Source organism: Veillonella absiana (assembly GCF_032970865.1).
GTDB classification, from domain to species: Bacteria; Bacillota; Negativicutes; order Veillonellales; family Veillonellaceae; genus Veillonella; species Veillonella absiana.
Genome location: NZ_JAWJZB010000002.1, coordinates 70,596 through 95,324 on the forward strand (window position 1 = coordinate 70,596; position 24,729 = coordinate 95,324).

The following is a 24,729-nucleotide window of genomic DNA, read 5'->3' on the forward strand; positions in this document are numbered from 1 at the left end:
GATTACTTGTATAGATGTAGCCTCTCTCTAAATCGCTTGCATGGATGTATCATCGAAATTTTCGTCATCCAAAGTACCTTCTAGGTCATGGTCAACCATGGCGCATACGGATGCATCAGACCAAACATTTTCAGCCGTTTCGATCATGTCGATGATGGTGTAGATTGGCAAGATAACGCCCATCAAACCGATTGGGGCACCGATGGAGCTCATCAAGGACAATGTGAGGAAATAGCAACCCATTGGAACGCCAGCGTTGCCAACAGCGGCTAGTACGGCGATGAACAACCACGCAATCATAGTGCCCATTGTCAATTCGATACCAGCATTTTGCATTACGAACAAGGATGTTACCAAGATGAAAGCTGCACAACCGTTCATATTAATAGTTGTACAAATTGGTAAAACGAAACGCGCTACTGCAGGATGAGCTTTCAAATTAGTCTCTGCAGATGCCAATGTTACAGGCAATGTAGCAGCGGAGCTTTTAGTAAAGAGAGCTACGGCCACAGCAGGAGACATTTTTTTGAATACTGTAATTGGATTCAACCCACGTGCCAATAGGAACAAAGGCAACACGATGAAGAATTGAATCAAGTTACCACCGATAACAACGGCAGTGTATTTACCAAGGGCACCTACAATAACGCCAGCCTCGATTTGTGCGGACAATTGAGCGGCAAAGGCAAGAATACCGATTGGCAATACATATAACAAGCCACGAATCAATGTGAACAATAATTCTTGAAAACCAAATAATACTTTCAACACAGCCTCGCGGTTTTCAGTTTTAGGCATGAATGCAAAGGCCAAACCAACGGAAGCGGAAATTAACATAACGGACAATACATTCGCAGTCAAATATGGTTGCAAAATATTGTTTGGAATAATAGACAAGAAATGATCATAATAGCTCAATTTGCCAAGTTTTTCGGGCACTTGAGTGGCCCCAGCGCCGATTACATCAAGTGGTAGGTTACCTGGTGCAATCCACAAGAACAATCCAAGACCAATTGCTGCGGCTGCAATTGTGGTCAATAACGTGTATACCACTGCATGCCCAAAGATACGTCCCGTATTTTTCTTAGCCCCTAGCATAGACAATGTAGTAATTACTGCAAGAGATACAGTTGGTATGGCAATAAATTGGAACAATCGCGTAAACACCGCTGCAATAAAATCAAATAATTCATTTAATGCTGGAATATGTAACCATCCCAACACAGCACCAATCACTAATGCGGCCATCCATAAAACAAATTGACGCAGTTTACCTTGTCCACGGCTGTTGCGAATCGCCTCTGCGGCGGTTTCCTTTACTTGCGTAGACTCTTTATTTTCCAAGTCTGCCATGAAAATCACTCCTTACTAAAACAACAATAATGAGCTACCTAGTATTCAAATGTGTCTAAATCAGATTACCTATTTTTCCGTCAATCGATTAGGCGAAAATCAAAGTATACTTATCAAGAAATATAATGACGCACCAACATAATGTCATATAAAAGAAAAATCTCAGCCCTGGGGCTGGGATGGTAAGTCATCTAGAATCCTAGTCTCGTTTGTAAAGCCTATTATATACATGTGAATTACATTCGTCAACCATTCCATTATTGTTTTTTCTTATAAATACTGATTGGATTTCACTATAACTACATTAATCATTGCCCTACTGCCGCAAGCACTTCTTGACCAAATGCTTTTGCTGCATTCAAATCATCTTCGTTCGGATGGCTGGCTGCCACTTTATGGCGTGCATCGCGTTCTGCCGATTGACCGTGAGCATGGCCTTGCGGGAACATTTTGTACATCATTTCAATGACCTGTGGATCCACCTTGCCTTGGCAGATGAAAGTTTTCACTGGTACTACACCTTCTGGTAATAATTTAGCGGCATTTTCCAAACTTTCACGAGCGTGAGGCATTTGTGTAGGCACACCGCAAGTAGCAAAAATAGCCACGTGTTTATTATTGAGTGTTTCCAATACCTTGCGAGCCTCAGCATTCGCTGTGCCACGGTCCACCCAGAAACCAGCTACCACTAGATCATAGTCGGCCAAATCGGCTGGCAATTGTTTCATATCAACGCATGGGGTGCCCGCTGGCAACACGGACGTAATCGCCTCAGCTACTTGTTTTGTATTTCCAGTTAATGAAGAATATAACACGATGGATTTCATAGGTCAGTCTCCTTTAATAAACCTCTAATGAGCTAAATACGTATTCACATAAAATACAACACACTAAAATACAATTAGTATTCAACTCAAAATATATATAGTTACTTTCACTCAAATATCTGTAATCAGTATACTATAGGCGAGAAGAATAACCTGTGACCTGAGGCACATTTTGGGTGCGAAAATTTTACGTCCGATATATCGAAATTTTTCTTTGTCAAGTCTTGATTATACTTTTTTTCTACCGTATAATCATTACATAATGTATTTGATTACACATCAAACCACAAGATATTGTAGTTTGATGATTTTTTTCGATATAGCGCCACAAGTGTAGAAATCACACGTTTCTACGCTATTTTTATGCAAAATACTGTTGGCCGAAGGGACAAAACGAATGGATATAATGATTAAAAAGAGAGATGGTCATGTAGAGCCATTATCCGTTGAGAAAACGAAACGAATGATTGCCTTTGCATGTTTGGGCTTGGATTCTTGTGATCCAATGGAATTGGAATTAGATTCTAAATTGCAATTCGTTGACGGTATGACAACACAAGAAATTCAAAAAACTTTAATTCAAACAGCGATTGAAAAGGTTATCCAAAAGAAAGATGACGGTTTCGGCAATCAAGTAAACAAAATGAACCAAGACTGGCAATTCGTTGCAGCCCGTTTGTTCTTGTTCGACTTGTACAAAGAGGCGGCTATCACTCGTCGTTATAAAGCATTCGGTTATGGTAACTTCCCTAACCTAGTAAATATGCTGGTAGAAGAAAAAAAATACGCTGATTTCTTCGTTACCGAATATACACCTGATGAATTGCAAGAATTGGGCGATTACATCAAACCTAAACGCGATTACCTCTTCAACTATGAAGGTTTAAAATTATTAGCCGATCGTTACTTGGTGAAAGGTTTCAACAAAGAGATCTACGAATTACCACAAGAACGTTTCATGGCTATCGCGATGCATTTGGCATTGGTAGAAGGCGAAAACAAAGTAAAATACGCTAAAGAATTCTACGATTTGATGAGCCAATTGAAGATGACAACAGCTACGCCTACATTGGCAAACGCTGGTACACCATTCCATCAATTATCCAGCTGCTTTATCTCTGGTGTAGACGATAATTTGTGGTCCATCTATGACGTAAACAGCAAGTTCTCTCGCGTATCCAAACATGGTGGTGCCCTTGGTATCTACCTTGGTAAAGTACGTGCCCTTAACTCCGACATCCGCGGTTTCAAAAATTCCTCTGGCGGTGTTATTCCTTGGATTCGTTTGTACAATGATACAGCCGTTGCTGTTGACCAATTAGGCAAACGTAAAGGTGGCGCAACAGTCACTCTAGATATTTGGCACAAAGACTTCTACGAATTCGTAGAGCTTCGCACAAACAATGGCGATGACCGTCGTAAAGCTCATGACATCTTCCCTGCCCTATCCGTTCCAAACTTGTTCATGGAACGCGTGATGGCTCGTGAAACTTTCACATTGTTCGATCCACATGAAGTACTAACAGTTAAAGGTTATGCACTTGAAGATTACTTCGATACAAAGGATCAAAAAGAATTCACAAAACGTTACCTCGAATGTGAAGCAGATTCAAACCTTCATGGTATTACAGTTCCAGCACTCGATATGATGAAAAAAATCATGCGCAGTGCTGTAGAAACTGGTACTCCATTCATGTTCTTCCGCGACACAGTCAACGAAGCAAACCCTAACAAACATGCTGGTATGATTTATGCCTCCAACTTGTGCCATGAAATTGCACAAAACGTGGGCTTCACAAATCTTACAGAAGAAATCATCAACGAAGATGGTACTCTCACTACGAAAACAAATACAGGCGACATGGTAACATGTAACTTGAACTCTATCAGCCTTGGTCGCATCACTGATGACGAACTAGAACACAACATCGCATTGCAAATGCGTATGCTCGACAACGTTATCACTATCAACCAAGCGCCTGTACCTGAATCTCACATCACCTCAGATCGTTACCGCGCCGTTGGCCTTGGCACAAGCGGTTACCACCACTACTTGGTAAACCACAACGTTCAATGGGAATCTGACGAACACATCGAGATTGCCGACAAGTTGTTCGAAAACATCGCCTTCTACGCGATCAAAGCATCCATGGAACTAGCTAAAGAAAAAGGTGCTTACCCTGAATTCAAAGGTTCCGAATGGGAAACTGGTGAATACTTCACGCGTCGTGGCTATACGAGCGAACGTTGGATTCAACTCGCAGCAGATGTGAAAAAATATGGTATCCGCAATGGTTACTTGATGGCCGTAGCCCCAACAGGTTCTACTTCCAACATCGCGAATACAACGGCTGGTATCGACCCTATTTTCAAAAAATTCTTCATCGAAGAGAAAAAAGGTTCTTTCACACCGAAAACTGCGCCTGATTTGAACAACGACACATTCTGGCTCTACAAAGAGGCCCACACAATCGACCAACAATGGTCCATCAAGGCCTGCGGCGTGCGCCAACGTCACATCGACCAAGCACAATCCTTCAACTTGTACATCACACCAATGATGAAAGCTGCGGAAATCTTGAACTTATACACTGAGGCGTACAAGCAAGGCGTAAAAACAATTTACTACATCCGCAACCAATCCTTGGAAATGGATGAATGTACTAGCTGCTCATCTTAATAAAGGAGACACTATGGATAAGAAACTCATATTCAACGAACACGGCGACCGTGGCACGCAAGCCATGATTGGCGGCAATACAACAAACCTTCGCGAATGGAATCGTATTAAATACGATTGGGCGAATCAAATGTATCGCACAATGCTCAACAATTTCTGGATTCCTGAAGAAATTTCCTTGAACGAAGACGTTAAGCAATTCCCATTTCTAACAGACAGCGAACGTCGTGCGTTTGATAAAATCATTTCCTTCCTTAATTTCTTGGATTCCATTCAAAGTGAAAACTTGCCAAATTTAAGCCGTTACATTACGGCATCTGAAGTGGCATCCCTATTGAATATCCAAGCATTCCAAGAGGAAATTCACGCTCAAAGCTATTCCTACATTCTAGATACGGTTACGAATCCGATCACGCGCGACCGTATTTACGACGAATGGCGTACTGACGAAACATTGCTTGCGCGTAACCGTTTCATCGCGGATGCATACCAACGTTTCAGCGACGATCCATCCGAAGAAAACTTGGTGCACACAATCATTGCCAACTACATTTTGGAAGGCATCTACTTCTACTCTGGCTTTAGCTTCTTCTATACATTAGCACGCCAAGGTAAAATGACGGCGACCAGCACAATTTTTAAATACATCAACCGCGACGAAGTAACGCATTTGGTATTGTTCCAAAACATCATCCGCGAACTTCGTATTGAACGCCCTGATTTTTTCACACCAGAACTAGAGGCTAAAATCACAGACATGATTCGCCAAGGCGCTGAAAACGAAATCGCTTGGGGCCAATACATTACAGATGACAAAATCCTAGGGCTTAATAATGTACTGATTGAAAGATACATTAAATACCTTGCGAATATTCGTTTGGAAGCTATCGGATTGCCACATTTGTATACGGAAATTAAAGAGAATCCAATGGCATGGATTGAAGGTTTCTCTAACTTGAATAACACTAAAACAGATTTCTTCGAGGCGAAAGTAACTAACTATACAAAGGCAGCTGCTTTTGATTTCGATGATCTAGTGTAGTCTTTTTCAAGATTACAGTTTCATAACGTAAACCAGGACCACCTTGTCTCTGCGCTCCGAACGCATTCGCGTAAGTCGCTTAGAGATAAGATGGTCCTGTTTACTTTGTGTACTCCGGGGTCCTTTTGAAAAAGACGAAACTAGATTATCGCTTGAATAGCGCTCTGCTTAATGTATAGTTAATTATTTTCGGCTTTACATTAATTCTGTACAGAGCGCTATTCAAGTTCGAGAAACCTTCGGTGAGAAAATAGTTAGGCACCCCTTGATTTTGCTAATGATCATCTATTGTTCCATACTCTCCAGAGCTGAGGTATAAGATATCCTCCACCTAGAGGTCGCTTCGGTACTAGGAGCGCCAGTCCGCAAAACGGACTCCGGAGTAAAGCAAGTAACCCCATACACCTTATTGATGAGAGACTTAGAGCTCTGCTCTTCGGAACGAAGAAATAAGGTGTATGGGGTTTACGTTTTAAAGGATATCCAGTTTGCGGACTAGCGATTCGAGCACCAAGATACCTGTGGAGATATCTTGTACCGAAGCGACCTCTTGGGGATTATGACTCACCCCGTCTTTACAAGGAATAAATATCATAGCTACTTGTGTTTTTTCGGCCATGTTCATCGCATCATGCCCTGCACCACTAGGGAGTTTCATATACTCTATACCTAGATCCTCACAACTAGTGCCTACTAGATTAATCATCTCTTCATCAATAGCTACTGGCGTTTCATCTGCAATTGTATCCATCGTATAGGTTAATTGTCGTTTTTCACAAACAGCGGCAATAAAGGATGTTAGTTCATTACAAACTTGTACTTTCGCCACTTGTGAAATAGACCGTATATCAATACCTAATTCTACTTGTCCAGGAATAACATTCATGGCACCAGGTCTAACGGATACAGTGCCCACTGTACCTACAACTGGAGTAATTGAAGCTGATGTCTCAATAGGAGGCATTACATTTGAGTCTAAATCAGCACTAGCTACATCATTCACAGAGCACCCAGATGCAGCTTGAGCTAGATTTTCTACTTTTAAAATAATTTCCGCAGCCCCACACATAGCATCTTGCCTCATAGACATCGGCGTAGCACCGGAATGGTCGGCACGACCACTCAAGGTCAATTTATAACGAGTAGGTGCGGCAATACCCGTTACCACACCTAAAGGTATTTTGTGTTCTTCAAGCACACGGCCTTGTTCAATATGAACCTCGATAAAGCTATGAATCGGATTTTGGTAGAGGCTTTCACCAATAGCAGAAGGTTCTAAACCACGGGATGTTAAGGCACCACGAAGAGAAACACCAGTTTTATCAACTAGGCGATCTAAATCCTCTTGAGACAATGCGCCCACCATAGCTCGGCTGCCTAGAGTAGCGGCACCAAATCGACTGCCCTCCTCATTCATAAAAATAACAACCTCAAAGGGATGCTGTATGGTACTTTTACCAGTCTCGTCTTGCAATAAACGAGCCACCTCAAGAGCACTCAACACACCTACTACACCATCATAATTGCCACCTCGCGGTACACTGTCCGTGTGTGAGCCACTCATAATAGATGGCAAAGACTCATTGCGTCCTGGCAATCTGCCAATCACATTACCAAATGCATCCTCCCGAATGGTGAGTCCCGCATCAGCCATCAGTGATTTAATGTAATCCCGGCCACGCCAATCCATGTCCGTAAAGGCAAGGCGTGTAATTCCTTCCTCAGAATCAGTAATAGTTTTGAGCATATCCAGCTCAGTTATAATATGTTCTTCTATACTATGTGTCATACATGTATTCCTATCACGCTATGTAATCAATTATTGATAAATATAAGGATAACAAGATTCCCCTGTTATCCTCAGTAGGACTATATTATTTAGATTGCAAATATTTTTCTGCCAATGCGCCCATTAATGCCACACCATGAATCATATCTTTTTCATCAATATCGAATAATGGATTGTGATGAGGAGCCTTGATGTCAGAGCCAAGAATCATATATGTTGCTTGTCCACCGAGTTCAATAACACGACGAGTAAAATACGCACAGTCTTCACTGCCACCACCGGAATAGCTGAAATCAACACGTTTAAAAATTCCGAGCTCATTAGCTAATTCTTGAACCTCGGTAGCCAATGTATCGCTATTCATAACTACTGGTGCACTGCCCGCCTTTGTAATGTTAACAGTACAATCATGCATAGCTGCAGCCGCCTCCAAAATAGTATGGCAACGTTGTTCCATGTAATCATTAATCTCAGTAGTTTCACCACGAATCTCTAATTTTAGACTCGCTACATCTGGGGTTACATTACGACCTGTACCGGCCTCTAATGTACCTACATTAACACGGCTAATGCCTTTTGAATGACGTGCAATAGCTTGTAGGTTAATTACGGCTGTACAGGCAGCAAGCATAGCATTTTTTGCTTGTTCAGGGCTTGCGCCAGCATGGGCAGAATACCCTTGGAAGCTCGCATCAATTTTACTAGTTGCTAAAAATCCTGGATCACTGCAGGCCAAACAACCGGCAAGATTTTTATCGATGCCAATATGGGTACCAAAGAAAATATCTACATCATCCACTACACCGGCCGCCTCCATAGCAGCTGCCCCACGAACACCTTCCTCTGCGGGTTGAATGATTAGTTTTACAGTGCCCTGTAATTTGTCTTTATTGGTTGCCAAATATTCGGCAAGGCCGAGAATCATCGTTAAATGCACATCATGACCACAAGCATGCATCGCTTTTTCATGAATAGAGGAGAATCCTTCTCTGGCAGGCATATGCTCAGGTGAATCGCTTTCTTGGACATCATTAGAATCGATATCAGAACGGAATGCCACGGTAGGTCCATCATCGCTAAATTTCATAGTCGCCACTAGGGCTGTTTTACCATAGCCAAAAATATCAACCCACTTTGGATCAGCACCTTCTGCAATAGCTCTCTCCATAGCAGCTTTCATAACCGCCTCAGATGGCAATCCCATCCGGGCATCAAGATCAAGGACCTCTGCACCAGCCTTGATATCATATCCAAGCTCGGTTAACACAGTAGCTGCAAAAGCTGCTGTACGATATTCTAACCAACCTGGTTCTGGATGTTTATGTAAATCACGCCGGCGAGCGATAAATTGTTCTGTATGTTGTCGTGCAAATTCAAGACTATTCATAATAGATTCCTCCTCGAGCTATATAGTATTTTCATTAAATGTACTGATACTTTCATCATACGCTAACAAATAGAGATTATCAATGTGACTAATTGATATAACCTATGCGAAATGTATACAATATATATCGTCCTAGTTAATTGTTTAATTCTATAGAATATTATATAATTTTTATAGAATATTTTCAATGTACATTTGTCTACTTTCAAGACACCTTCTATAATGAAAGTATCTTTTTAATAGTACTTATGTATATGTCATATGTATTGAAGGAGGTTTTCACATGACAATTGTAGGTTCAATTATCGTCATCGCTACTATCATACTCTTAATTATGAAGTACGATGCCAAAGTAGTTCTATTAGCCGCCGGGCTTCTCATGGGTATCATTGGTGGTCAACCAATGGAAATTTTTAAAGCCTTTGAAAAAAGTATGACTAGTGCAGGTCTTATTTCTTCCATCTGTTCTTGTATGGGTTTTGCCCTTGTTATGCGTTACACAAGTTGTGACAAACATCTTGTTAACTTCTTGGCAAGTATCTTGAAACGCGTTCCATTCTTCTTGATTCCAGGCGTAGTAATTGCAACCTACTTCATCAACATGGCATTGCCAAGTGCTGCTGGTACTGCCGCTGCTGCAGGCGCCGTATTTATTCCACTAATGATGTCTTCTGGCATTCATCCTGCTATGGCCGCTGCTGCCGTGAAAGCTGGTACATACGGTTCTATGCTAAATCCTGGCCTAGTTCACAATGCGTTCGTTGCTAAAATCAGTAATGTATCCACTATGGATGTTATCGGGTTCCACTACAGTGCGAACATCGCCTCCTTGATTACAGCTTGTGTATCCCTCGCTATCGTAGCGTTCATTATGAAAGAATACAAAGGATATGTGGCTAAAAATTTAGAAATTGAAAGCAACTTTAAGGTTAATGTTCTCTATGCGATCATGCCTATCATCCCAATCGTAATACTCCTACTTGGTGCTACAGCTATTATTCCGGCATTCAAAATGAGTGTTCCTGCAGCGATGGTAATCGGCGCTATTCTAGCAATTCTAGTAACACGCACAAGCCCGAAAGATATTGCGAACTCCTTCTTTGATGGTATGGGCGAAGGATATGCAAAAATCATGTCCATCATCATTGCAGCAGGCGTATTCGTTGCTGGTATGACCTCCATGGGACTAGTAGAAGCATTTACTGTAGCCATGATGGATAATCCTGCTGTTATGAAAGTAGCTGCTGCGGTGGGTCCATTCTTACTGGGCTTTATCACTGGTTCTGGGGATGCCGCTACTATGGCCTTCAACGAAGCCATCTCCGCCCACGCTGCTGATTTTGGTATGACCCCTGTTCAGATGGGCTCCATGGCAATGCTTGGTGGCACATTAGGTCGTACGATTTCCCCAATTGCTGGTGCTACTATTATCGTAGCAGGACTTGCAATGGTTAACCCTATGGAAGTTACAAAACGTAATGGTATTCCAATTATTTTAGCATTAATTGTAGGATCCGTAGTATTAGCTATGTCATAATTCGTATTCTAAATAAAATACACTATAATTACTCAAAAGAGCTGCGACTATGCTGCAGCTCTTTTTTCAATCTATGTTTGACCATATACCCACGGCCTCTAACGACCGCAATATGAAGGACCACCTGTTATTTTTAACCGACTTGAGCTTGCTCTCGGAGGTTCAAAATGACAGGTGCTCATTTTACGTTTTACCGCCCCCCCGATTAAAATGTTTTACGCATTAGGATATGCGGACAATGTTCATCTAAATACTCTTCCCCTTCTTGTACATACCCTAATTTTTCATAAAAGCCTTTCGCCTGTACTTGTGCAGATAGGGAACATATTTTGTAACCTTGTTCTTGAATAGCCTTTTCCGCAGCTAACATTATTTCAGCACCGAGATTTTTACCGCGGTAGGCTTTCAACACCGCCATACGACCAATGTGAGCATCGCCAGGCTCCTCGCCATCAAAGAAACGACACGTGCCTACGGGACTTTCATCCACGAAGTAAAGAATATGTGTCGCAATATCGTCAATATCATCGAACTCGTCTTGGAACCCCTGCTCTTTCATGAACACTTCCTCTCGAATCATTTTAATATCCTCATTAATTTGTTTGCATACTTGGTACATGGTAACCTCTATTTCTCAACGCTATTGTGATTCTTTACAATCCATAGCACCCTCATAAAATACATTTCTAAATTGATATTATTTTATCATGTGAAAGCGCCATTTGCCTATGTTACAATGAACTCAAGAACTCCATGTAACGTAGAATTCAAATTATTTTCTATATTGAAATATATTCCGAAATAGTCAGCTTGAATCATATTACCAATTCGCCCTTTATCACTTCGTTCCGAACGGTTTGGATCTAGCCACCCTGATTTATCGATTTCACCCAACTTTTTACCGATAAGTTTATGTGCTTCCTTAACAATGTCTTCTACAGACCACGTTTCATCATAAATAAGATTATGCATTCGTGCACCTCCATCAGTTAAAACACACTCAAAACTCTATAATATTCTACAATTAGCATATCTAATTCTAAAGAAAAAAGCCAACTAATTTTCCATATAAATTTCTTTTTTACACACCTTCCTTCATCAGTTTTGTTCACCAAGAGTACACTGTTGTTTCTTTGTAAAAGATTTTTTTGTATATTTTTACAAAAAAACACTTGCTATTCATTTTCATATGGGGTTATAATGTGTTCATCTACTTAAGAAAGGAGCCAATCAAAATGACTAACTGCATCAGCACAATGAACAGCCAATACTTCTATTTTGCGTTCTTTATCCAGTCTACGGGTAAAGAACTATTTGAGCTGCGCTGATTTATTTAGTCAATGATAGGCTTAACATAGTGAAGGAGCTACCCGTAGTATTACGGGTGGCTCCTTTTTTATTGCCACCCTACCACAGCTCCCAAGCATGTAAGTAGCAATATATTTTTCTTTCACAGGAGGCATTACCATGATTATCACATTAAAACAAAACCCAGACCAAGCGCAGTTACAGGATTTACAAAATTGGCTCACGAACCAAGGTTTCGTGATTCATCCAGTAGAGGGCGCGAATTATTCGATCATGGGTATCATCGGTGACACATCCTCCCTTGATAAACGAGCTGTGGAATCCCTTGAGATCGTTGACAAGGTTACTCGTATTCAAGAACCGTTCAAAAAAGCGAACCGAAAATTCCATCCAGATGATACAATTGTAGATGTAGGGGGCGTTAAAATCGGTGGCGGTCACTTCGCCATTATGGCTGGCCCTTGTTCCGTTGAAACACCTGAACAAGTTATCGAATGTGCTCGCGCGGTGAAAGAAGCAGGTGCTACCATCCTTCGCGGTGGTGCATTCAAACCTCGTACCTCCCCATATTCCTTCCAAGGTATGGGCCCATCTGGTCTTGAATTGTTAGTGGCTGCAAAAAAGGAAACTGGTTTACCTATCGTTTCCGAAGTTATGGATCCATCTCAATTAGAATACTTCGATGATGTAGACATGCTTCAAATCGGCGCTCGTAACATGCAAAACTTCACATTATTGAAAGAAGTTGGTAAATTACGCAAACCAGTATTATTAAAACGCGGTTTATCCGCTACTTACGAAGAATGGTTGATGGCTGCTGAGTACATTATGAGCGAAGGGAATGAACAAATCGTACTTTGCGAACGCGGTATCCGTACATTCGAAACTAAAACTCGTAACACATTAGACGTAACAGCTATCCCTATGGTTCACGAATTGAGCCATTTGCCAATCATCATGGACCCTAGCCATGCAGCGGGCATGAGCCGTATGGTTCGCCCATTGTCCCTAGCATCCACTGGTGGCGGTGCTGACGGTTTGATGATTGAGGTTCACAATGATCCATCTAAAGCATTGTGCGATGGACCTCAAGCACTTCGTCCAGATCAATTTAGCGATTTAACAAAAGATATCTTCGCTATGCGCGACATCGTTGTAAAACACAATTTGAATAAATAATCCTAATGATTACTTTCACTGAGGGCCGCCCTCTTGTGAAAGCTAACATATAAAAGAGAAAAAAGAAGAGAACATTTTTAAAAAGGAGTTATCACCATGATTATTACCGTAAAATCCAACGCAGACAAAGACCAATTAAATGAATTCCAGTCTTGGTTAACAAACCAAGGCTACACATTACACCCATCTCAAGGTGCGAACTACACATTAATCGGTGTCATCGGTGATACATCGGCTCTCGATGCACGTCTCATCGAATCACTTGAAATCGTAGACAAAGTAACTCGTATCCAAGAGCCATTTAAAAAAGCAAACCGTAAATTCCATCCTCAAGATACTATCGTGGATATCGGTGGCGTAAAAATCGGCGGTGGTCACTTTGCTATCATGGCGGGTCCTTGCTCTGTAGAAACACCTGAACAAGTTATCGAATGTGCTCACGCCGTAAAAGCAGCTGGTGCTACTATCCTTCGCGGTGGTGCGTTCAAGCCTCGTACCTCCCCATATTCCTTCCAAGGTATGGGCCCATCTGGTCTTGAGTTATTAGAGGCTGCGAAAAAAGAAACTGGATTGCCTATCGTATCCGAAGTTATGGATCCATCCCAATTACAATACTTCGATAATGTAGATATGCTTCAAATCGGCGCTCGTAACATGCAGAACTTCACATTATTAAAAGAAGTTGGTAAATTACGCAAGCCCGTATTGTTAAAACGTGGTTTATCCGCTACTTACGAAGAATGGTTAATGGCTGCTGAGTACATTATGAGTGAAGGTAATGAACAAATCGTTCTTTGCGAACGCGGTATCCGTACATTCGAAACTAAAACTCGTAACACATTGGACGTAACTGCTATTCCTATGATGCATGAATTAAGCCATTTACCAATCATCATGGACCCTAGCCATGCAGCAGGTATGAGCCGTATGGTTCGCCCATTGTCCCTAGCATCCACTGGTGGCGGCGCTGACGGCTTGATGATTGAAGTTCACAACGACCCAGCCAAAGCATTATGCGACGGTCCACAAGCACTTCGTCCAGATCAATTCAGCGATTTAACAAAAGATATCTTCGCTATGCGCGAAATCGTTATAAAACACAATTTGAACAAATAATATTATCTATTTAATGTAAAATTTGGTGCAATACAATCCAGTGCAAATATTGAAATCACAATATCCCGCAAATGGCCGTTGCGCCGAACTTTCACAATACACAGAATCTAGGAAGGAAACTATGAAACGAATCCATATTAATGCATCCCAATCCTATGATGTCATCATTGAGGAGCACGCATTATCTCGCATAACCGACTATATTTTGCCATTAAAAGGTCCATGCCCTGTTATCATCGTCAGTGATGATAATGTGGCTAGCCACTACATGGACACGGTATCTGCGCAATTAACTGAAAAAGGCTACACCGTTCACCAATACGTTTTCCCACATGGGGAAGAAGAAAAAAATGCTCATCGACTCATCGATTTAGTGGAATTCATGGCCTCTAAATCATTAACACGCAAAGACTTACTCATCGCCCTCGGTGGTGGCGTCGTAGGCGATATGGCAGGATTCGCAGCGGCAACGTATTTACGTGGCATCGATTACATCCAAATCCCAACATCCCTATTATCTGCTGTAGACTCCTCTGTAGGTGGCAAAACGGCTGTTAATTTAGAGGCTGGTAAAAATTTATGGGGTGCGTTTAAACAACCAATTTTGGTATTATGCGACCCAACTACTCTTAACACATTACCTCGCGAAGAATGGATTAACGGTTGTGGCGAAGTCATTAAATATGGATTCCTCAATGTACCTGGACTCTTGACACAATTAGAGCACAAACCGCTCGTTGATCATCCTGACACAGTCAGCGATATCATCGCCCGTTGCGTACAAGCCAAAGCGGACATCGTGGAACAAGACGAACGCGAAACAGGCGTGCGTGCGTTATTGAATCTAGGGCATACCTTCGGTCATGGCATTGAAAAAGCAACCCATTTTGAAACTCCCCACGGCAATGCTGTAGCCATCGGCATGATGCTCATGGCCAAAGGCGCCGTATTCATGGACGGCGCTGATCCAGATATGGTGGCTAAATTGCAAACCTTGTTAGAAGCCCATTACTTACCAACTACCACAAAGGTTACGAAGGCTGAAATTTTAGACGCAGCGAAACACGATAAAAAGAGCCAAGGATCTACTATTAAAATCGTGGTACCTGTTAGTTATGGTCATGCTAAACTTAAGGTCGTAACCCATGAGGAATTAGCAAATTATTTATAATTAGCTGATATTACTAACGCAACATTTACATAGTAGCTAGTAAAAAGCACTAGAAATCGCCTATTTTACTAGCTACTATGCGTATTTTACGGTAAAATAAAAGGTATATTACATACTATAGACTATAATTGCGATCGGAGAACCTATGCACACTGTTACCCCGAAACATATTGGTGGCACCATTCCGGCTATCCCTGCCAAGGCGCATGCCCACCGCGCGCTCATTGCAGCAGCGTTGGCAACAACACCATCTACTATTTTGTTATCCCGCACATCTAAGGACATTGATGCTACTATGGCATCCCTTCGTGCGTTGGGATCTGCAATTACTTACACGGACAACATTATACATGTACACCCTAGCAGCGCCCCATCCGTAGGTGGCATTTTGCCTCACGAATCAGGCACTACATTGCGTCTATTACTGCCCGTGTCCGCGTCCATCTGCAACCGCGTAGAGGTAGATGCCAAAGGTCGTTTGCCGGATCGTCCATTGGAACCATTATTAGGCGAAATGAAATCCCATGGAGTGACTTTCTCCCAAGATAAACCGCCCTTCACTATGTCCGGTAAACTCCAGGCAGGCCATTACAAAATGGTGGGCAATGTGAGCAGTCAATTCTTCTCAGGTTTATTGCTAGCAGCCCCTCAAATGGGTGAAAGTACCATCGAGAGCGTTGGCACTCTCCAATCTCGTGATTACGTAACATTAACCATCACAACCATGCAGGACTTTGGTGTGAAAGTAACTACCACGCCTGCTACAGACACAACAAATGAAACCTTCACCATAGCGAATGATACACATTTCACTGGCCGTGACAATTACCAAATCGAAGGAGACTGGTCCAATGCAGCTATCTGGCTCGTAGCCGCAGCTCTCACAGGCAATAGCATTACTATTACGGGCATGAACAAGGACTCTGTTCAAGCGGATCGTCGCATTATGCAAATCGTTGAGGATGCAGGCTCCACATTGACTTGGAACGGTATGGACCTCACTGTATCTGGCAAGGCAACGAAACCATTGAACGTAGATTTAGAACAAATGCCGGATTTACTGCCGGTATTATCCGCCCTCGCTTGTGGCATCGTTGGTGAAAGCTCCTTCACAAAAGGGGCTCGCCTTCGACTCAAAGAATCCGACCGTTTAGCGGCTGTAGCACAGTTGGTGACAGATTTAGGCGGTTCCGTTCGCATGGACGGTGACGATTTATATATTACTGGTACAGGCAGCCTCAAAGGCGGTCAAGTGGACTGCGTCAACGACCATCGCCTCGTTATGGCCGGGGCATTAGCAGCCCTTATTTCTGAAAACCCGGTAATACTCAAGGATAGCGAAGCCATTACAAAATCCTATCCTGATTTCTTTGATGATTGGAACCTATTAGGAGGTGAAGCCCATGTCATCTAGTTTCGGTAAAACAATAACAGTCTCTACCTTTGGGGCCTCTCACGGCTATGCCATCGGTGGTATCGTAGATGGATTGCCTTGCGGCTTTCACGTAGATATTGATGAATTAAGAGCTTTCATGCGCCGTCGTGCACCCGGTCAAAACCAATTGCAAACACAACGCCGCGAAGCAGATATTCCAGAATTTTTAGCTGGCTTAGTAGATGATATGACTAGTGGATCCCCACTAGCGTTCATGATTCGCAACACATCTCAACACTCTAGCGACTACAATAATCTACGCGACATCCCTCGCCCATCCCATGCAGATTACACGGCTCGCGTACGTTATGGCGATATGGTAGATATGCGTGGCGGTGGCCATTTCTCCGCTCGTATTACAGCCCCATTGTGCGTAGCTGGTGGCATCGCCCTTCAAATTCTTCGTTCTAAAGGCATTCATGTGCATGCTCATTTGAAACAAGTGGGCACCATTCAAGACGCGCCTATCAATTTGGCAAATCCTGATATGGATACTATCAAGGCCGTATCCAGTGAACCTATTGCCATGGTGGATGCGGCGAAGCGCAAAGAAGTAGAAGATTTGGTATACAAACTCAAATCCGATGGTGATTCCACAGGCGGTATCGTTGAGGTATTCGCTACTGGTCTACCTGTAGGTATTGGTAATCCAAACTTTGATGGCATTGAAAACCGTTTGGCTCGCACCGCATTCGGTGTGCCTGCTATTAAGGGCGTATCCTTCGGTAGCGGTTTCGAGGGTTGTAGTAGCTTGGGATCTTTGCAGAACGATGCTTTCACCATGGACGGTGACGTTGTGAAAACAACGACAAACAATAGCGGTGGCATCCAAGGCGGTATTACCAATGGTATGCCTCTTGTCATGCAAGTTGGCATAAAACCAACTGCCTCCATTTATACAGAACAAAATTCTGTGTCCCTATCCGCGAAAGAGCCTACAAAACTCGTTATCAAAGGACGCCACGATCCATGCGTAGCCCTCCGTGCCGTATCAATTATCGAGGCCGTCACAGCCCTCGTGTTATTAGATTTTTTAGGAGAAGTTGACCATGAACTTAGATGAAGTGCGCGTTAAGATTAACGACATTAACGACAAAATGTTAGACCTATTCAAACAACGAATGGTACTTTCAAAAGATGTAGCTGACGCAAAACGTTCCATGGGCAAAGCCGTGTACGATGCGAAACGAGAACGAGAAATCCTCGATAAAGTAACCATCGATGCAGGTCCAGAATTCGACATCTATGCTCGTCGATTCTTCGAAAATCTATTCAGCCTCAGCCGCACATACCAAGCGGAACAGTTATTCCACGAAACAGAATTTAGTATGGCCATCAAAAAGGCTGTTGAATCGTCCCCAAATTTACCACCACAACGTGGTAGCGTAGCATGCGCTGGCGAATTTGGTTGCAATACACAAATAGCGTGCGATAAATTGTTGCCATTCAGCCAGATTCTATTCGTCAACGATTTTAAAGCCGTATTCAGCGCCGTTGACCAAGGTCTTTGCCAATTCGGCGTATTACCTATCGAAAACAGTTCTAACGGTTCCGTGAAAGAAGTGTATGACCTACTTGATCAACACGATTGCTACATCGTGCGTGGTACACGACTCTGGATTTCTCATGATTTAATGGCAAAAAAAGGCATTAAATTAGAGGATATCCATACCATTTATTCCCATCCACAAGCACTTGGCCAATGTCAAATATTCTTGAATAATCTTGGGGCCAATGTAAAATTGGAACCCTACAGCAATACCGCAGAGGCTGCTAAGATGGTATCCGAAAGCGACGATCCTGGCATCGCTGCTGTAGCGCCACCACAATGTGCAGAACTCTACACATTGCAAACATTAGCGAAAAATATACAAAACAGCGATAACAACTATACTCGCTTCATTTGTATTTCCAAGAAACTCGCTATCTATCCTGGTTCTAATAAAATCAGCATTATTACATCCGCTAGTCACACACCAGGTGGACTCAGCTCCTTATTAACGAAATTCTCCAACGTAGGCATCAATCTTACAAAACTGGAGAGCCGTCCTATTCAAGGTCATAATTTTGAATTTCTATTCTACCTTGATCTTGAGGCGTCCCTCTTCGACGAAAAGGTAACGGCATTATTATCCGAGTTACATGAATCTCAAGAAAAATTCAGATTATTAGGTAATTATCCAGAAAATTAGGAGGTATAACTATGAAATACGGTCTTTTAGGACAACAACTAATACATAGTTACTCTCCTCGTATCCATCATACGTTAGGTACCACCGATTACGGGCTTGTAGAGCAAAATCCAAAACAGGTAGATACCTTCTTGGATACAACAGATATGATAGGCCTAAACGTTACCATACCTTATAAGGAAGTGGCCTTAGCACATTGTAATCATATTTCACAAATCGCTGAGCGCATCGGTTGCATCAATACTATGGTAAAACGCGATGGTACTTGGTTCGGTGATAACACGGATTACAATGGAGTTATCTACGCTCTACGATATGCCAATATTTCTGTGGACCGCAAACAATGCCTCATCCTCGGCGATGGCGCGACCTCTAAAACGGTTCATGTGGCCCTCGAAGACCTTGGTGCATCTGATATCATTCATATTTCTCGTCATAATCACCCAACCTACGGTGACCTTCAAGACTATTATGAAAGCGCCGCTATCATCATCAACGCCACTCCTGTTGGCATGTATCCACATTGCCCTAAAAATCTAATCAACCTGACACTATTTAAAAATTTATCTGGTGTAATGGACTTGATTTACAATCCGCTCCGTACGAATCTCTTGATTCAAGCAGAGCGCATGGGTATTCCTTACGTAGATGGGTTACCAATGCTCGTAGCACAAGCCGTCCACTCCTCCAATTTATTCCACAACACAGAGCTTAACGATGATCATATTGAACCGATACTTCAAGACTTGTATAAAGAAACGGAAAATATTATTCTCATCGGTATGCCTGGAGTTGGTAAAACAACAGTAGGAAAAGAACTTAGCCGTATCCTTTGCCGTCCTTTCGTGGACTGTGATGCAGAGATTACTAATGAAATTGGTCATATAGCGACGTTTATCGATACACATGGAGAGCAAGCCTTCCGACAAGTAGAATCTGCCGTTATCGAGCGATTAGGCAAAGAAAAAGGTTACATCATATCCACCGGTGGTGGCTGTGTAACCATTGCAGAAAACTTTGCACCCCTTCGCCAAAACGGGCGTATGTACCAACTAACACAACCTATCGAATCCCTCGATACCAAAGGACGCCCTCTCTCCCGCGGTGGCCTCGATCGTCTTCGCGAGCTAGAACGGGTACGCACACCAATGTACAAGTCCTTTGCCCAATGTATCATCAAACATCGTAGAGATGAAGTAGAGTCTTCCAGCAATATCTTGAATGACTTCTATGGGAATATAGAAAAGAGGAATTAATTTTCTTATGGAGCTCGACGGGTTCTAATACATTAAATCGAAATCTACAGCCCCTTGAATTTAATTCATTACGAGCATGTAAAAGAGCGTGGTAAAAACTCTTGTAGCTCAGTGTTGCTACAGTTTTTACCACGCTCTATTTGCGTATTTGAAAAGCCTAGCGTAAAGGAAGTATTACCAGTACTTCACACGTTAGGCTTTTCTAATTTAGCGATTTTTAGATGAGCCTAGCGCTAACGACACACTAGGAACTCTCTTCGTACTTTTATTATAATATACAGCCTGATTCTGTTTAGAGAATTCTAGCTAGAATCAATCCCTTTAAATCGTACTTACATGAATCGTTAATTTTAGATTCAGCCTAATACATTATGACCAACCTAAGTCTCTAAATTACTTATCCACTGTCTCCAAAATCGCCTTCAATTTATGCACTTCCACTTGACCCGGTGCAGAGCTTTGTTTTGCTGCACCAAAGGTTAATGCATTGCCAAACACGCTCCCACAAGTCCGCGTAACCACGCCTAGTTGCCCCATAGCCATTGTGATAAGTGGTTCATCAGGATATTGTGATTTTACTTGTTCGGTAGCCTGTAATACAGTGAGTACATCGCTAGGGGATTGTGGCATACAAGCCAATTTTGCTACATCTGCACCAGCTTGTTTCATGCCGACTAAACGGCCTTTAATATCATCCAATGCTGGTGTTTTATGAAAGTCATGATTACTCATCACCACTGTGACACCATGCTTATGAGCCAATGCCACCGTTTTTGTCATATGCTCACGATGTTCTGTGTCGTCAAAGAAATATTCGATATCGATAGCATCCACAAAGCCGGTTGGGATAATTTGATCGAGCATGTTGAAATAATCCTCTACGGAAATTTCACGCTCGCCCCCTTCTTGTTTCGTACGCCACGTAAACAAGAGGCCTTTGTTGCCGATAGCAGGTTTTACTATCTTCAACAATTCCAAAATACTTGTAACAGATTCGGCGCTTTCATAAAAATCAATGCGCAATTCCACCACATCACATGGCAACTCGCGAATGTACTCGCACTCTGCCAAAATATCTGCCGTCGTTTTGCCCACCATAGGCACGGCAATTTTCGTCACGCCATCACCAAGAAGAGCCGGTCCGATTGAAACCATAGGTCACCTCAAATACAGTCAATTAGAAAATAATTTCCTTAATGAAATCCGTCGGCATATCTTCACCAGTCCAGATTTTGAAAGCCTCTGCACCTTGCCAGAGCATCATGCCCATACCATTGCAATGAGGACAACCGACCTCTTTGGCCCAGCTCAAGAATTTAGTCTCCCGAGGCGCATACACAACATCCATCACGAACAAGTCAGGACGAAGGAATGATTTGTCAGGCACTGGTGTTACGTCCTCAATCGGTTTCATACCGCAAGACGTAGCATCAATCAAAATATCGCTGCTGTCGATAGACGCGCGCACCGCATCAAGATCCGCCAAATCACCGATAGTCACTTTGCAATTTGTGCGTTCCGTTAATTTTTGAACCGTCGCTTCGCCGTTAGCGTAGAATTCATCCTTACGGTTAAAGATACGAATTTCAGACACCCCATCAAGGGCTGCTTGTACCTGGATAGCCGTCGCTGCACCGCCAGCACCGAAGACAGTCATGATTTTACCTTTGTAATCCACACCCGCTTCTTCGAGGGCTTTCATCGCCCCTGTACCATCCGTAATCGTGCCAGTGAGGACGCCATTATTATTCACAACCGTGTTCACAGCGCCAATAATTTGCGCCGCCGGCGTCAATTCATCAAGATATTGCGTAATCGCCACCTTGTTCGGCATGGACACATTCCAGCCGCGCACGCCCATAGCACGCAGGCCTTTCACAGTGTCCTCCAGCGTCTCATTATCCACCTCGAACACCACGTACACATAATCAAGGCCCAATTTTTTGAAAGCCTCATTATGCATCGTCGGAGACATGCTATGACGAATCGGCTTTGCAATCAACCCGATTAACTCTGTATGACCCGTAACACGCTCTGTAACTGGAATAGAACCCATAAATCCTCCTATAGTATCACAAACCAATCCATCCACCCACGTTTTACATAACCGCGTTGGCGAATGTCAATTTGTGAAAGTACTCAATCTAAACCCTTTTTTCTCTATTTTTATCTACCATGAACTCATCCACACGAAATAATATATCAATTCCATTGATATATTTCTCTTTGCAATTACGCTCATCTATAGATAAAATCTATAGAATTTATTATAACAAATTAGACTTTAAACCTCTAGCAAAAATACTCAGAACACTATCTAAACTATGTAATTTTATATCCTGCACCCACAATATTACATCTCCCTCGCTCGTGAAATGAACGGGGCACCCCCCCTCTCCTCCCACGTATATGGACATCACTTACGTGTTTTACGTGGCGCACACTCGTTAGAATGTTGTATCTTTATCTAAATGACACCAATGCCTTATCTGAGGCGTGATGTGGGCGCCTTCTTCACGCAAAAATGCACAGAGGGGTTCTCGTAGCGCCCTCAAAGTCGCGAGAGAACCCCTCTGTGCATTTTACCCCGTTATGAAACGCGATCATGCGCCCCAGATAACATTTTTGTCTTATAAGAAAGATACAACATCAATAACCCTGTGATACCGAACACGTAAGCAATGCCCATATACGTACTCACTACGCTGGCAAACACGGGCCCAATCATACTCCCAAATTGCTGTGCCGTCGTAGTCATACCAAACATACGGCCACGGAAGGCTGGATCCGTATTTAATGTCACTGCCGCACTTAAGGACGGATTTACACCTACAATAAAGCTACCAATGAGAATTTGCAACGCTCCGAACCACCAAATACCAAATGGTAAGGCTTGAAGCAATAGGACTGCACCTGAGCCTGCCAAACAAAAGGAAATCGTTTTAAAATACCCTTTATTTTGACCCAAACACACCCATAAATTTGTGGTTACCGCACCTGCTAATCCACCAATACTTAAAATTGTACCTGCCACAATGGCTGCATTGTCCATAGTGCCTTGCATTTCCCCTACATAGAGGGCTAGAATTGGCTGCAACATCATAATGGCAAACTGCATAAAGAAGAATAACCAAACTAGCTGCATTAAAATTGGGTGGCCTTGTACATGACGGAAATCACCCATAATCGAAGTATCTTTTTGTACAGCTTTTTTATGTTCTACCGTTGCAGCAATAGTTTGACCTTTTTTCGTAATCTTACTCAAATCAGCTGCTGTTTTCGCGGCCTCATGAACGCAAGGTTCATCAACATGCGTAGTTTTTCCTGTAGCACTAGTTTCATCCACACTACTACGCACAGCCTCATTTTCATCATCAGCAGACAACTGTTTACTTGGCAATGCCGAAATATTCGGTTCTTTCACCAAGAACAATACCATAAACGTAGCGATGATAACAGCAATACCAGACACATAGAACACAGGACGCATGCCTACGACACTTTCAACGGCACCACCTAAAAAAGGACCGATGATGTTGCCCAGAATAAGACCAGTTTGAAAAATACCGAGCGCCTGCCCTACGCGTTTTTCATTAACGCTGAGGGACACCATGGTCATGGCCGCTGGAAAGAATCCATTAGCAAAACCCAAAAAGGCACGCCCCAAAAGAAGTTCCCACGCATTCGACACAAAGCCGATAATAACATAGGCGATACCAATGGCAAAACCAGCACGCAAAGCCATGCGTTTTTTCCCATGTTTATCGGCGATTTTACCCCATATAGGAGCCATGATACCGGCGATTAAAAATGTAATGCCAAACACCGCGCCGGACCACAAAGCAACGTGATCTTGTTCAACGCCCAATTCTAGCAAATAGACCGGCAAAAATGGAGTGATCATAGTGTAACAAATAGCAAGGATACTCATGCTAATGCTGAGTATCCAAACGTTACGCATGCCACCAAGTTGCTTATCTTCGTGAACTTGTTGATTCATTACGCCTCCACAGGGAATCGTTGTTCAATAACGTCCTCAAGACTGATTTGTTCCATCACCTTGCGGAATTCATCTTGGAGATGTTTCCATAATGGCGCCGTCAAACAATCGTTCATCATAGGACATTCCTCTGCATCATCGTCAAGGCATGACACGAGGGCAATGGAATCCTCTGCAGCATATAAAATTTCATATACATTGTAGTCCTTCGTTTCACAAACGAGACGATACCCGCCGTATTTGCCGCGACCACTCTTAACGAGGCCTGCTGCGGACAACCGAGATACAATGCCTTCTAAATATTTATCGGAAATTCCTTGACGCTCAGCCATTTCCCGAATTGATACATTTTTTTCACGGCCATTTTCTGCAATATCTGCTAACACCAGCAATGCATAACGACCCTTTGTCGAAATTTTCATAGATTTACCTCTAAATTTCCATTAATTTGTACTAT

Annotated in this window: 20 protein-coding genes; 10 read left to right on the forward strand and 10 right to left on the reverse strand. The window is 42.7% G+C overall.

What is annotated here, in order from left to right:
• Positions 1 to 27: 27 nt before the first annotated feature.
• Positions 28 to 1,353, reverse strand: a complete 1,326-nt coding sequence (locus RVY80_RS01785; protein ID WP_295193202.1) for a dicarboxylate/amino acid:cation symporter — start codon at positions 1,351 to 1,353, stop codon at positions 28 to 30.
• A 308-nt stretch (positions 1,354 to 1,661) separates the two neighbouring features.
• Positions 1,662 to 2,180, reverse strand: a complete 519-nt coding sequence (locus RVY80_RS01790) for a flavodoxin family protein (RefSeq protein WP_317329425.1) — start codon at positions 2,178 to 2,180, stop codon at positions 1,662 to 1,664.
• Between the two features lie 397 nt (positions 2,181 to 2,577).
• Between RVY80_RS01790 and RVY80_RS01795 the strand changes: the two genes are divergently transcribed.
• Together RVY80_RS01795 and RVY80_RS01800 are read left to right on the forward strand one after the other, a co-directional pair.
• On the forward strand, positions 2,578 to 4,860 hold the full coding sequence (locus RVY80_RS01795) for a ribonucleoside-diphosphate reductase subunit alpha (RefSeq protein WP_317329426.1): 2,283 nt from the start codon (positions 2,578 to 2,580) through the stop codon (positions 4,858 to 4,860).
• A gap of 13 nt (positions 4,861 to 4,873) precedes the next feature.
• Positions 4,874 to 5,902, forward strand: a complete 1,029-nt coding sequence (locus tag RVY80_RS01800; protein WP_317329427.1) for a ribonucleotide-diphosphate reductase subunit beta — start codon at positions 4,874 to 4,876, stop codon at positions 5,900 to 5,902.
• Between the two features lie 472 nt (positions 5,903 to 6,374).
• Here RVY80_RS01800 and RVY80_RS01805 read toward each other — a convergent pair whose 3' ends face one another.
• Together RVY80_RS01805 and RVY80_RS01810 are read right to left on the reverse strand one after the other, a co-directional pair.
• On the reverse strand, positions 6,375 to 7,691 hold the full coding sequence (locus RVY80_RS01805) for a M20 family metallo-hydrolase (protein WP_317329429.1): 1,317 nt from the start codon (positions 7,689 to 7,691) through the stop codon (positions 6,375 to 6,377).
• A gap of 85 nt (positions 7,692 to 7,776) precedes the next feature.
• Positions 7,777 to 9,078: an amidohydrolase gene (locus RVY80_RS01810; RefSeq protein ID WP_317329430.1), complete on the reverse strand. Its 1,302-nt coding sequence runs from the start codon at positions 9,076 to 9,078 to the stop codon at positions 7,777 to 7,779.
• 283 nt (positions 9,079 to 9,361) lie between these two features.
• On the opposite strand from RVY80_RS01810, the gene dcuC reads away from it, so the two are divergent.
• Positions 9,362 to 10,615, forward strand: coding sequence for a C4-dicarboxylate transporter DcuC (gene dcuC, locus RVY80_RS01815; RefSeq protein WP_295191508.1), 1,254 nt, complete (start codon positions 9,362 to 9,364; stop codon positions 10,613 to 10,615).
• Between the two features lie 205 nt (positions 10,616 to 10,820).
• Here dcuC and RVY80_RS01820 read toward each other — a convergent pair whose 3' ends face one another.
• Positions 10,821 to 11,195: a GNAT family N-acetyltransferase gene (locus RVY80_RS01820; RefSeq protein ID WP_310746415.1), complete on the reverse strand. Its 375-nt coding sequence runs from the start codon at positions 11,193 to 11,195 to the stop codon at positions 10,821 to 10,823.
• 146 nt (positions 11,196 to 11,341) lie between these two features.
• Entirely contained in the window at positions 11,342 to 11,587 is a 246-nt protein-coding gene (locus RVY80_RS01825) for a hypothetical protein (RefSeq protein ID WP_317329432.1), read from the reverse strand.
• Between the two features lie 495 nt (positions 11,588 to 12,082).
• Here RVY80_RS01825 and aroF (RVY80_RS01830) point away from each other — a divergent pair, with 495 nt between their 5' ends.
• The 7 genes from aroF (RVY80_RS01830) to RVY80_RS01860 all read left to right on the forward strand — a co-directional run bounded on the left by aroF (RVY80_RS01830) (position 12,083) and on the right by RVY80_RS01860 (position 20,272).
• The gene (aroF, locus tag RVY80_RS01830; RefSeq protein ID WP_295191500.1) at positions 12,083 to 13,102 is read left to right on the forward strand and encodes a 3-deoxy-7-phosphoheptulonate synthase; all 1,020 of its coding nucleotides are present in this window, start codon (positions 12,083 to 12,085) and stop codon (positions 13,100 to 13,102) included.
• Between the two features lie 96 nt (positions 13,103 to 13,198).
• Complete coding sequence (gene aroF / locus RVY80_RS01835; protein ID WP_317329433.1) at positions 13,199 to 14,218, forward strand: 3-deoxy-7-phosphoheptulonate synthase; 1,020 nt, start codon at positions 13,199 to 13,201, stop codon at positions 14,216 to 14,218.
• 121 nt (positions 14,219 to 14,339) lie between these two features.
• The gene (gene aroB / locus RVY80_RS01840; RefSeq protein ID WP_317329435.1) at positions 14,340 to 15,389 is read left to right on the forward strand and encodes a 3-dehydroquinate synthase; all 1,050 of its coding nucleotides are present in this window, start codon (positions 14,340 to 14,342) and stop codon (positions 15,387 to 15,389) included.
• Between the two features lie 145 nt (positions 15,390 to 15,534).
• Positions 15,535 to 16,803, forward strand: a complete 1,269-nt coding sequence (gene aroA / locus RVY80_RS01845; RefSeq protein WP_317329436.1) for a 3-phosphoshikimate 1-carboxyvinyltransferase — start codon at positions 15,535 to 15,537, stop codon at positions 16,801 to 16,803.
• The gene (gene aroC / locus RVY80_RS01850; RefSeq protein WP_317329437.1) at positions 16,793 to 17,887 is read left to right on the forward strand and encodes a chorismate synthase; all 1,095 of its coding nucleotides are present in this window, start codon (positions 16,793 to 16,795) and stop codon (positions 17,885 to 17,887) included. The genes aroA and aroC overlap by 11 nt, the downstream gene beginning before the upstream one ends.
• A complete protein-coding gene (locus tag RVY80_RS01855; protein WP_317329438.1) occupies positions 17,874 to 19,016 on the forward strand; it encodes a bifunctional chorismate mutase/prephenate dehydratase in 1,143 nt (380 codons plus the stop codon). Before aroC ends, RVY80_RS01855 begins: the two co-directional genes overlap by 14 nt.
• An 11-nt stretch (positions 19,017 to 19,027) precedes the next feature.
• Positions 19,028 to 20,272, forward strand: a complete 1,245-nt coding sequence (locus RVY80_RS01860) for a shikimate kinase (RefSeq protein WP_295193175.1) — start codon at positions 19,028 to 19,030, stop codon at positions 20,270 to 20,272.
• A gap of 393 nt (positions 20,273 to 20,665) precedes the next feature.
• Here the strand turns inward: RVY80_RS01860 and aroD are convergent, their stop codons facing one another.
• The 4 genes from aroD to RVY80_RS01880 all read right to left on the reverse strand — a co-directional run bounded on the left by aroD (position 20,666) and on the right by RVY80_RS01880 (position 24,694).
• Positions 20,666 to 21,427 (reverse strand): type I 3-dehydroquinate dehydratase, encoded by a 762-nt coding sequence (gene aroD, locus RVY80_RS01865; RefSeq protein WP_295191637.1) that lies wholly within the window; start codon positions 21,425 to 21,427, stop codon positions 20,666 to 20,668.
• A 22-nt stretch (positions 21,428 to 21,449) separates the two neighbouring features.
• Entirely contained in the window at positions 21,450 to 22,328 is an 879-nt protein-coding gene (locus RVY80_RS01870) for a shikimate dehydrogenase (protein WP_295191634.1), read from the reverse strand.
• Positions 22,329 to 22,862: 534 nt separating this feature from the next.
• On the reverse strand, positions 22,863 to 24,272 hold the full coding sequence (locus RVY80_RS01875) for an MFS transporter (RefSeq protein WP_317329439.1): 1,410 nt from the start codon (positions 24,270 to 24,272) through the stop codon (positions 22,863 to 22,865).
• Positions 24,272 to 24,694, reverse strand: coding sequence for an RrF2 family transcriptional regulator (locus RVY80_RS01880; RefSeq protein ID WP_317329440.1), 423 nt, complete (start codon positions 24,692 to 24,694; stop codon positions 24,272 to 24,274). Before RVY80_RS01880 ends, RVY80_RS01875 begins: the two co-directional genes overlap by 1 nt.
• Between the last annotated feature and the right edge of the window lie 35 nt (positions 24,695 to 24,729).

Coding starts and splice junctions, on each gene's coding strand:
- aroB (WP_317329435.1), top strand. CDS start 14,340: ATGAAACGAATCCATATTAATGCATCCCAATCCTATGATGTCATCATT.
- aroA (WP_317329436.1), top strand. CDS start 15,535: ATGCACACTGTTACCCCGAAACATATTGGTGGCACCATTCCGGCTATC.
- RVY80_RS01880 (WP_317329440.1), bottom strand. CDS start 24,694: ATGAAAATTTCGACAAAGGGTCGTTATGCATTGCTGGTGTTAGCAGAT.
- RVY80_RS01825 (WP_317329432.1), bottom strand. CDS start 11,587: ATGCATAATCTTATTTATGATGAAACGTGGTCTGTAGAAGACATTGTT.
- dcuC (WP_295191508.1), top strand. CDS start 9,362: ATGACAATTGTAGGTTCAATTATCGTCATCGCTACTATCATACTCTTA.
- aroF (WP_295191500.1), top strand. CDS start 12,083: ATGATTATCACATTAAAACAAAACCCAGACCAAGCGCAGTTACAGGAT.
- RVY80_RS01875 (WP_317329439.1), bottom strand. CDS start 24,272: ATGAATCAACAAGTTCACGAAGATAAGCAACTTGGTGGCATGCGTAAC.
- RVY80_RS01810 (WP_317329430.1), bottom strand. CDS start 9,078: ATGAATAGTCTTGAATTTGCACGACAACATACAGAACAATTTATCGCT.
- RVY80_RS01860 (WP_295193175.1), top strand. CDS start 19,028: ATGAAATACGGTCTTTTAGGACAACAACTAATACATAGTTACTCTCCT.
- RVY80_RS01820 (WP_310746415.1), bottom strand. CDS start 11,195: ATGATTCGAGAGGAAGTGTTCATGAAAGAGCAGGGGTTCCAAGACGAG.
- aroD (WP_295191637.1), bottom strand. CDS start 21,427: ATGGTTTCAATCGGACCGGCTCTTCTTGGTGATGGCGTGACGAAAATT.
- RVY80_RS01790 (WP_317329425.1), bottom strand. CDS start 2,180: ATGAAATCCATCGTGTTATATTCTTCATTAACTGGAAATACAAAACAA.
- RVY80_RS01855 (WP_317329438.1), top strand. CDS start 17,874: ATGAACTTAGATGAAGTGCGCGTTAAGATTAACGACATTAACGACAAA.
- RVY80_RS01805 (WP_317329429.1), bottom strand. CDS start 7,691: ATGACACATAGTATAGAAGAACATATTATAACTGAGCTGGATATGCTC.
- RVY80_RS01795 (WP_317329426.1), top strand. CDS start 2,578: ATGGATATAATGATTAAAAAGAGAGATGGTCATGTAGAGCCATTATCC.
- RVY80_RS01870 (WP_295191634.1), bottom strand. CDS start 22,328: ATGGGTTCTATTCCAGTTACAGAGCGTGTTACGGGTCATACAGAGTTA.
- aroC (WP_317329437.1), top strand. CDS start 16,793: ATGTCATCTAGTTTCGGTAAAACAATAACAGTCTCTACCTTTGGGGCC.
- aroF (WP_317329433.1), top strand. CDS start 13,199: ATGATTATTACCGTAAAATCCAACGCAGACAAAGACCAATTAAATGAA.
- RVY80_RS01800 (WP_317329427.1), top strand. CDS start 4,874: ATGGATAAGAAACTCATATTCAACGAACACGGCGACCGTGGCACGCAA.
- RVY80_RS01785 (WP_295193202.1), bottom strand. CDS start 1,353: ATGGCAGACTTGGAAAATAAAGAGTCTACGCAAGTAAAGGAAACCGCC.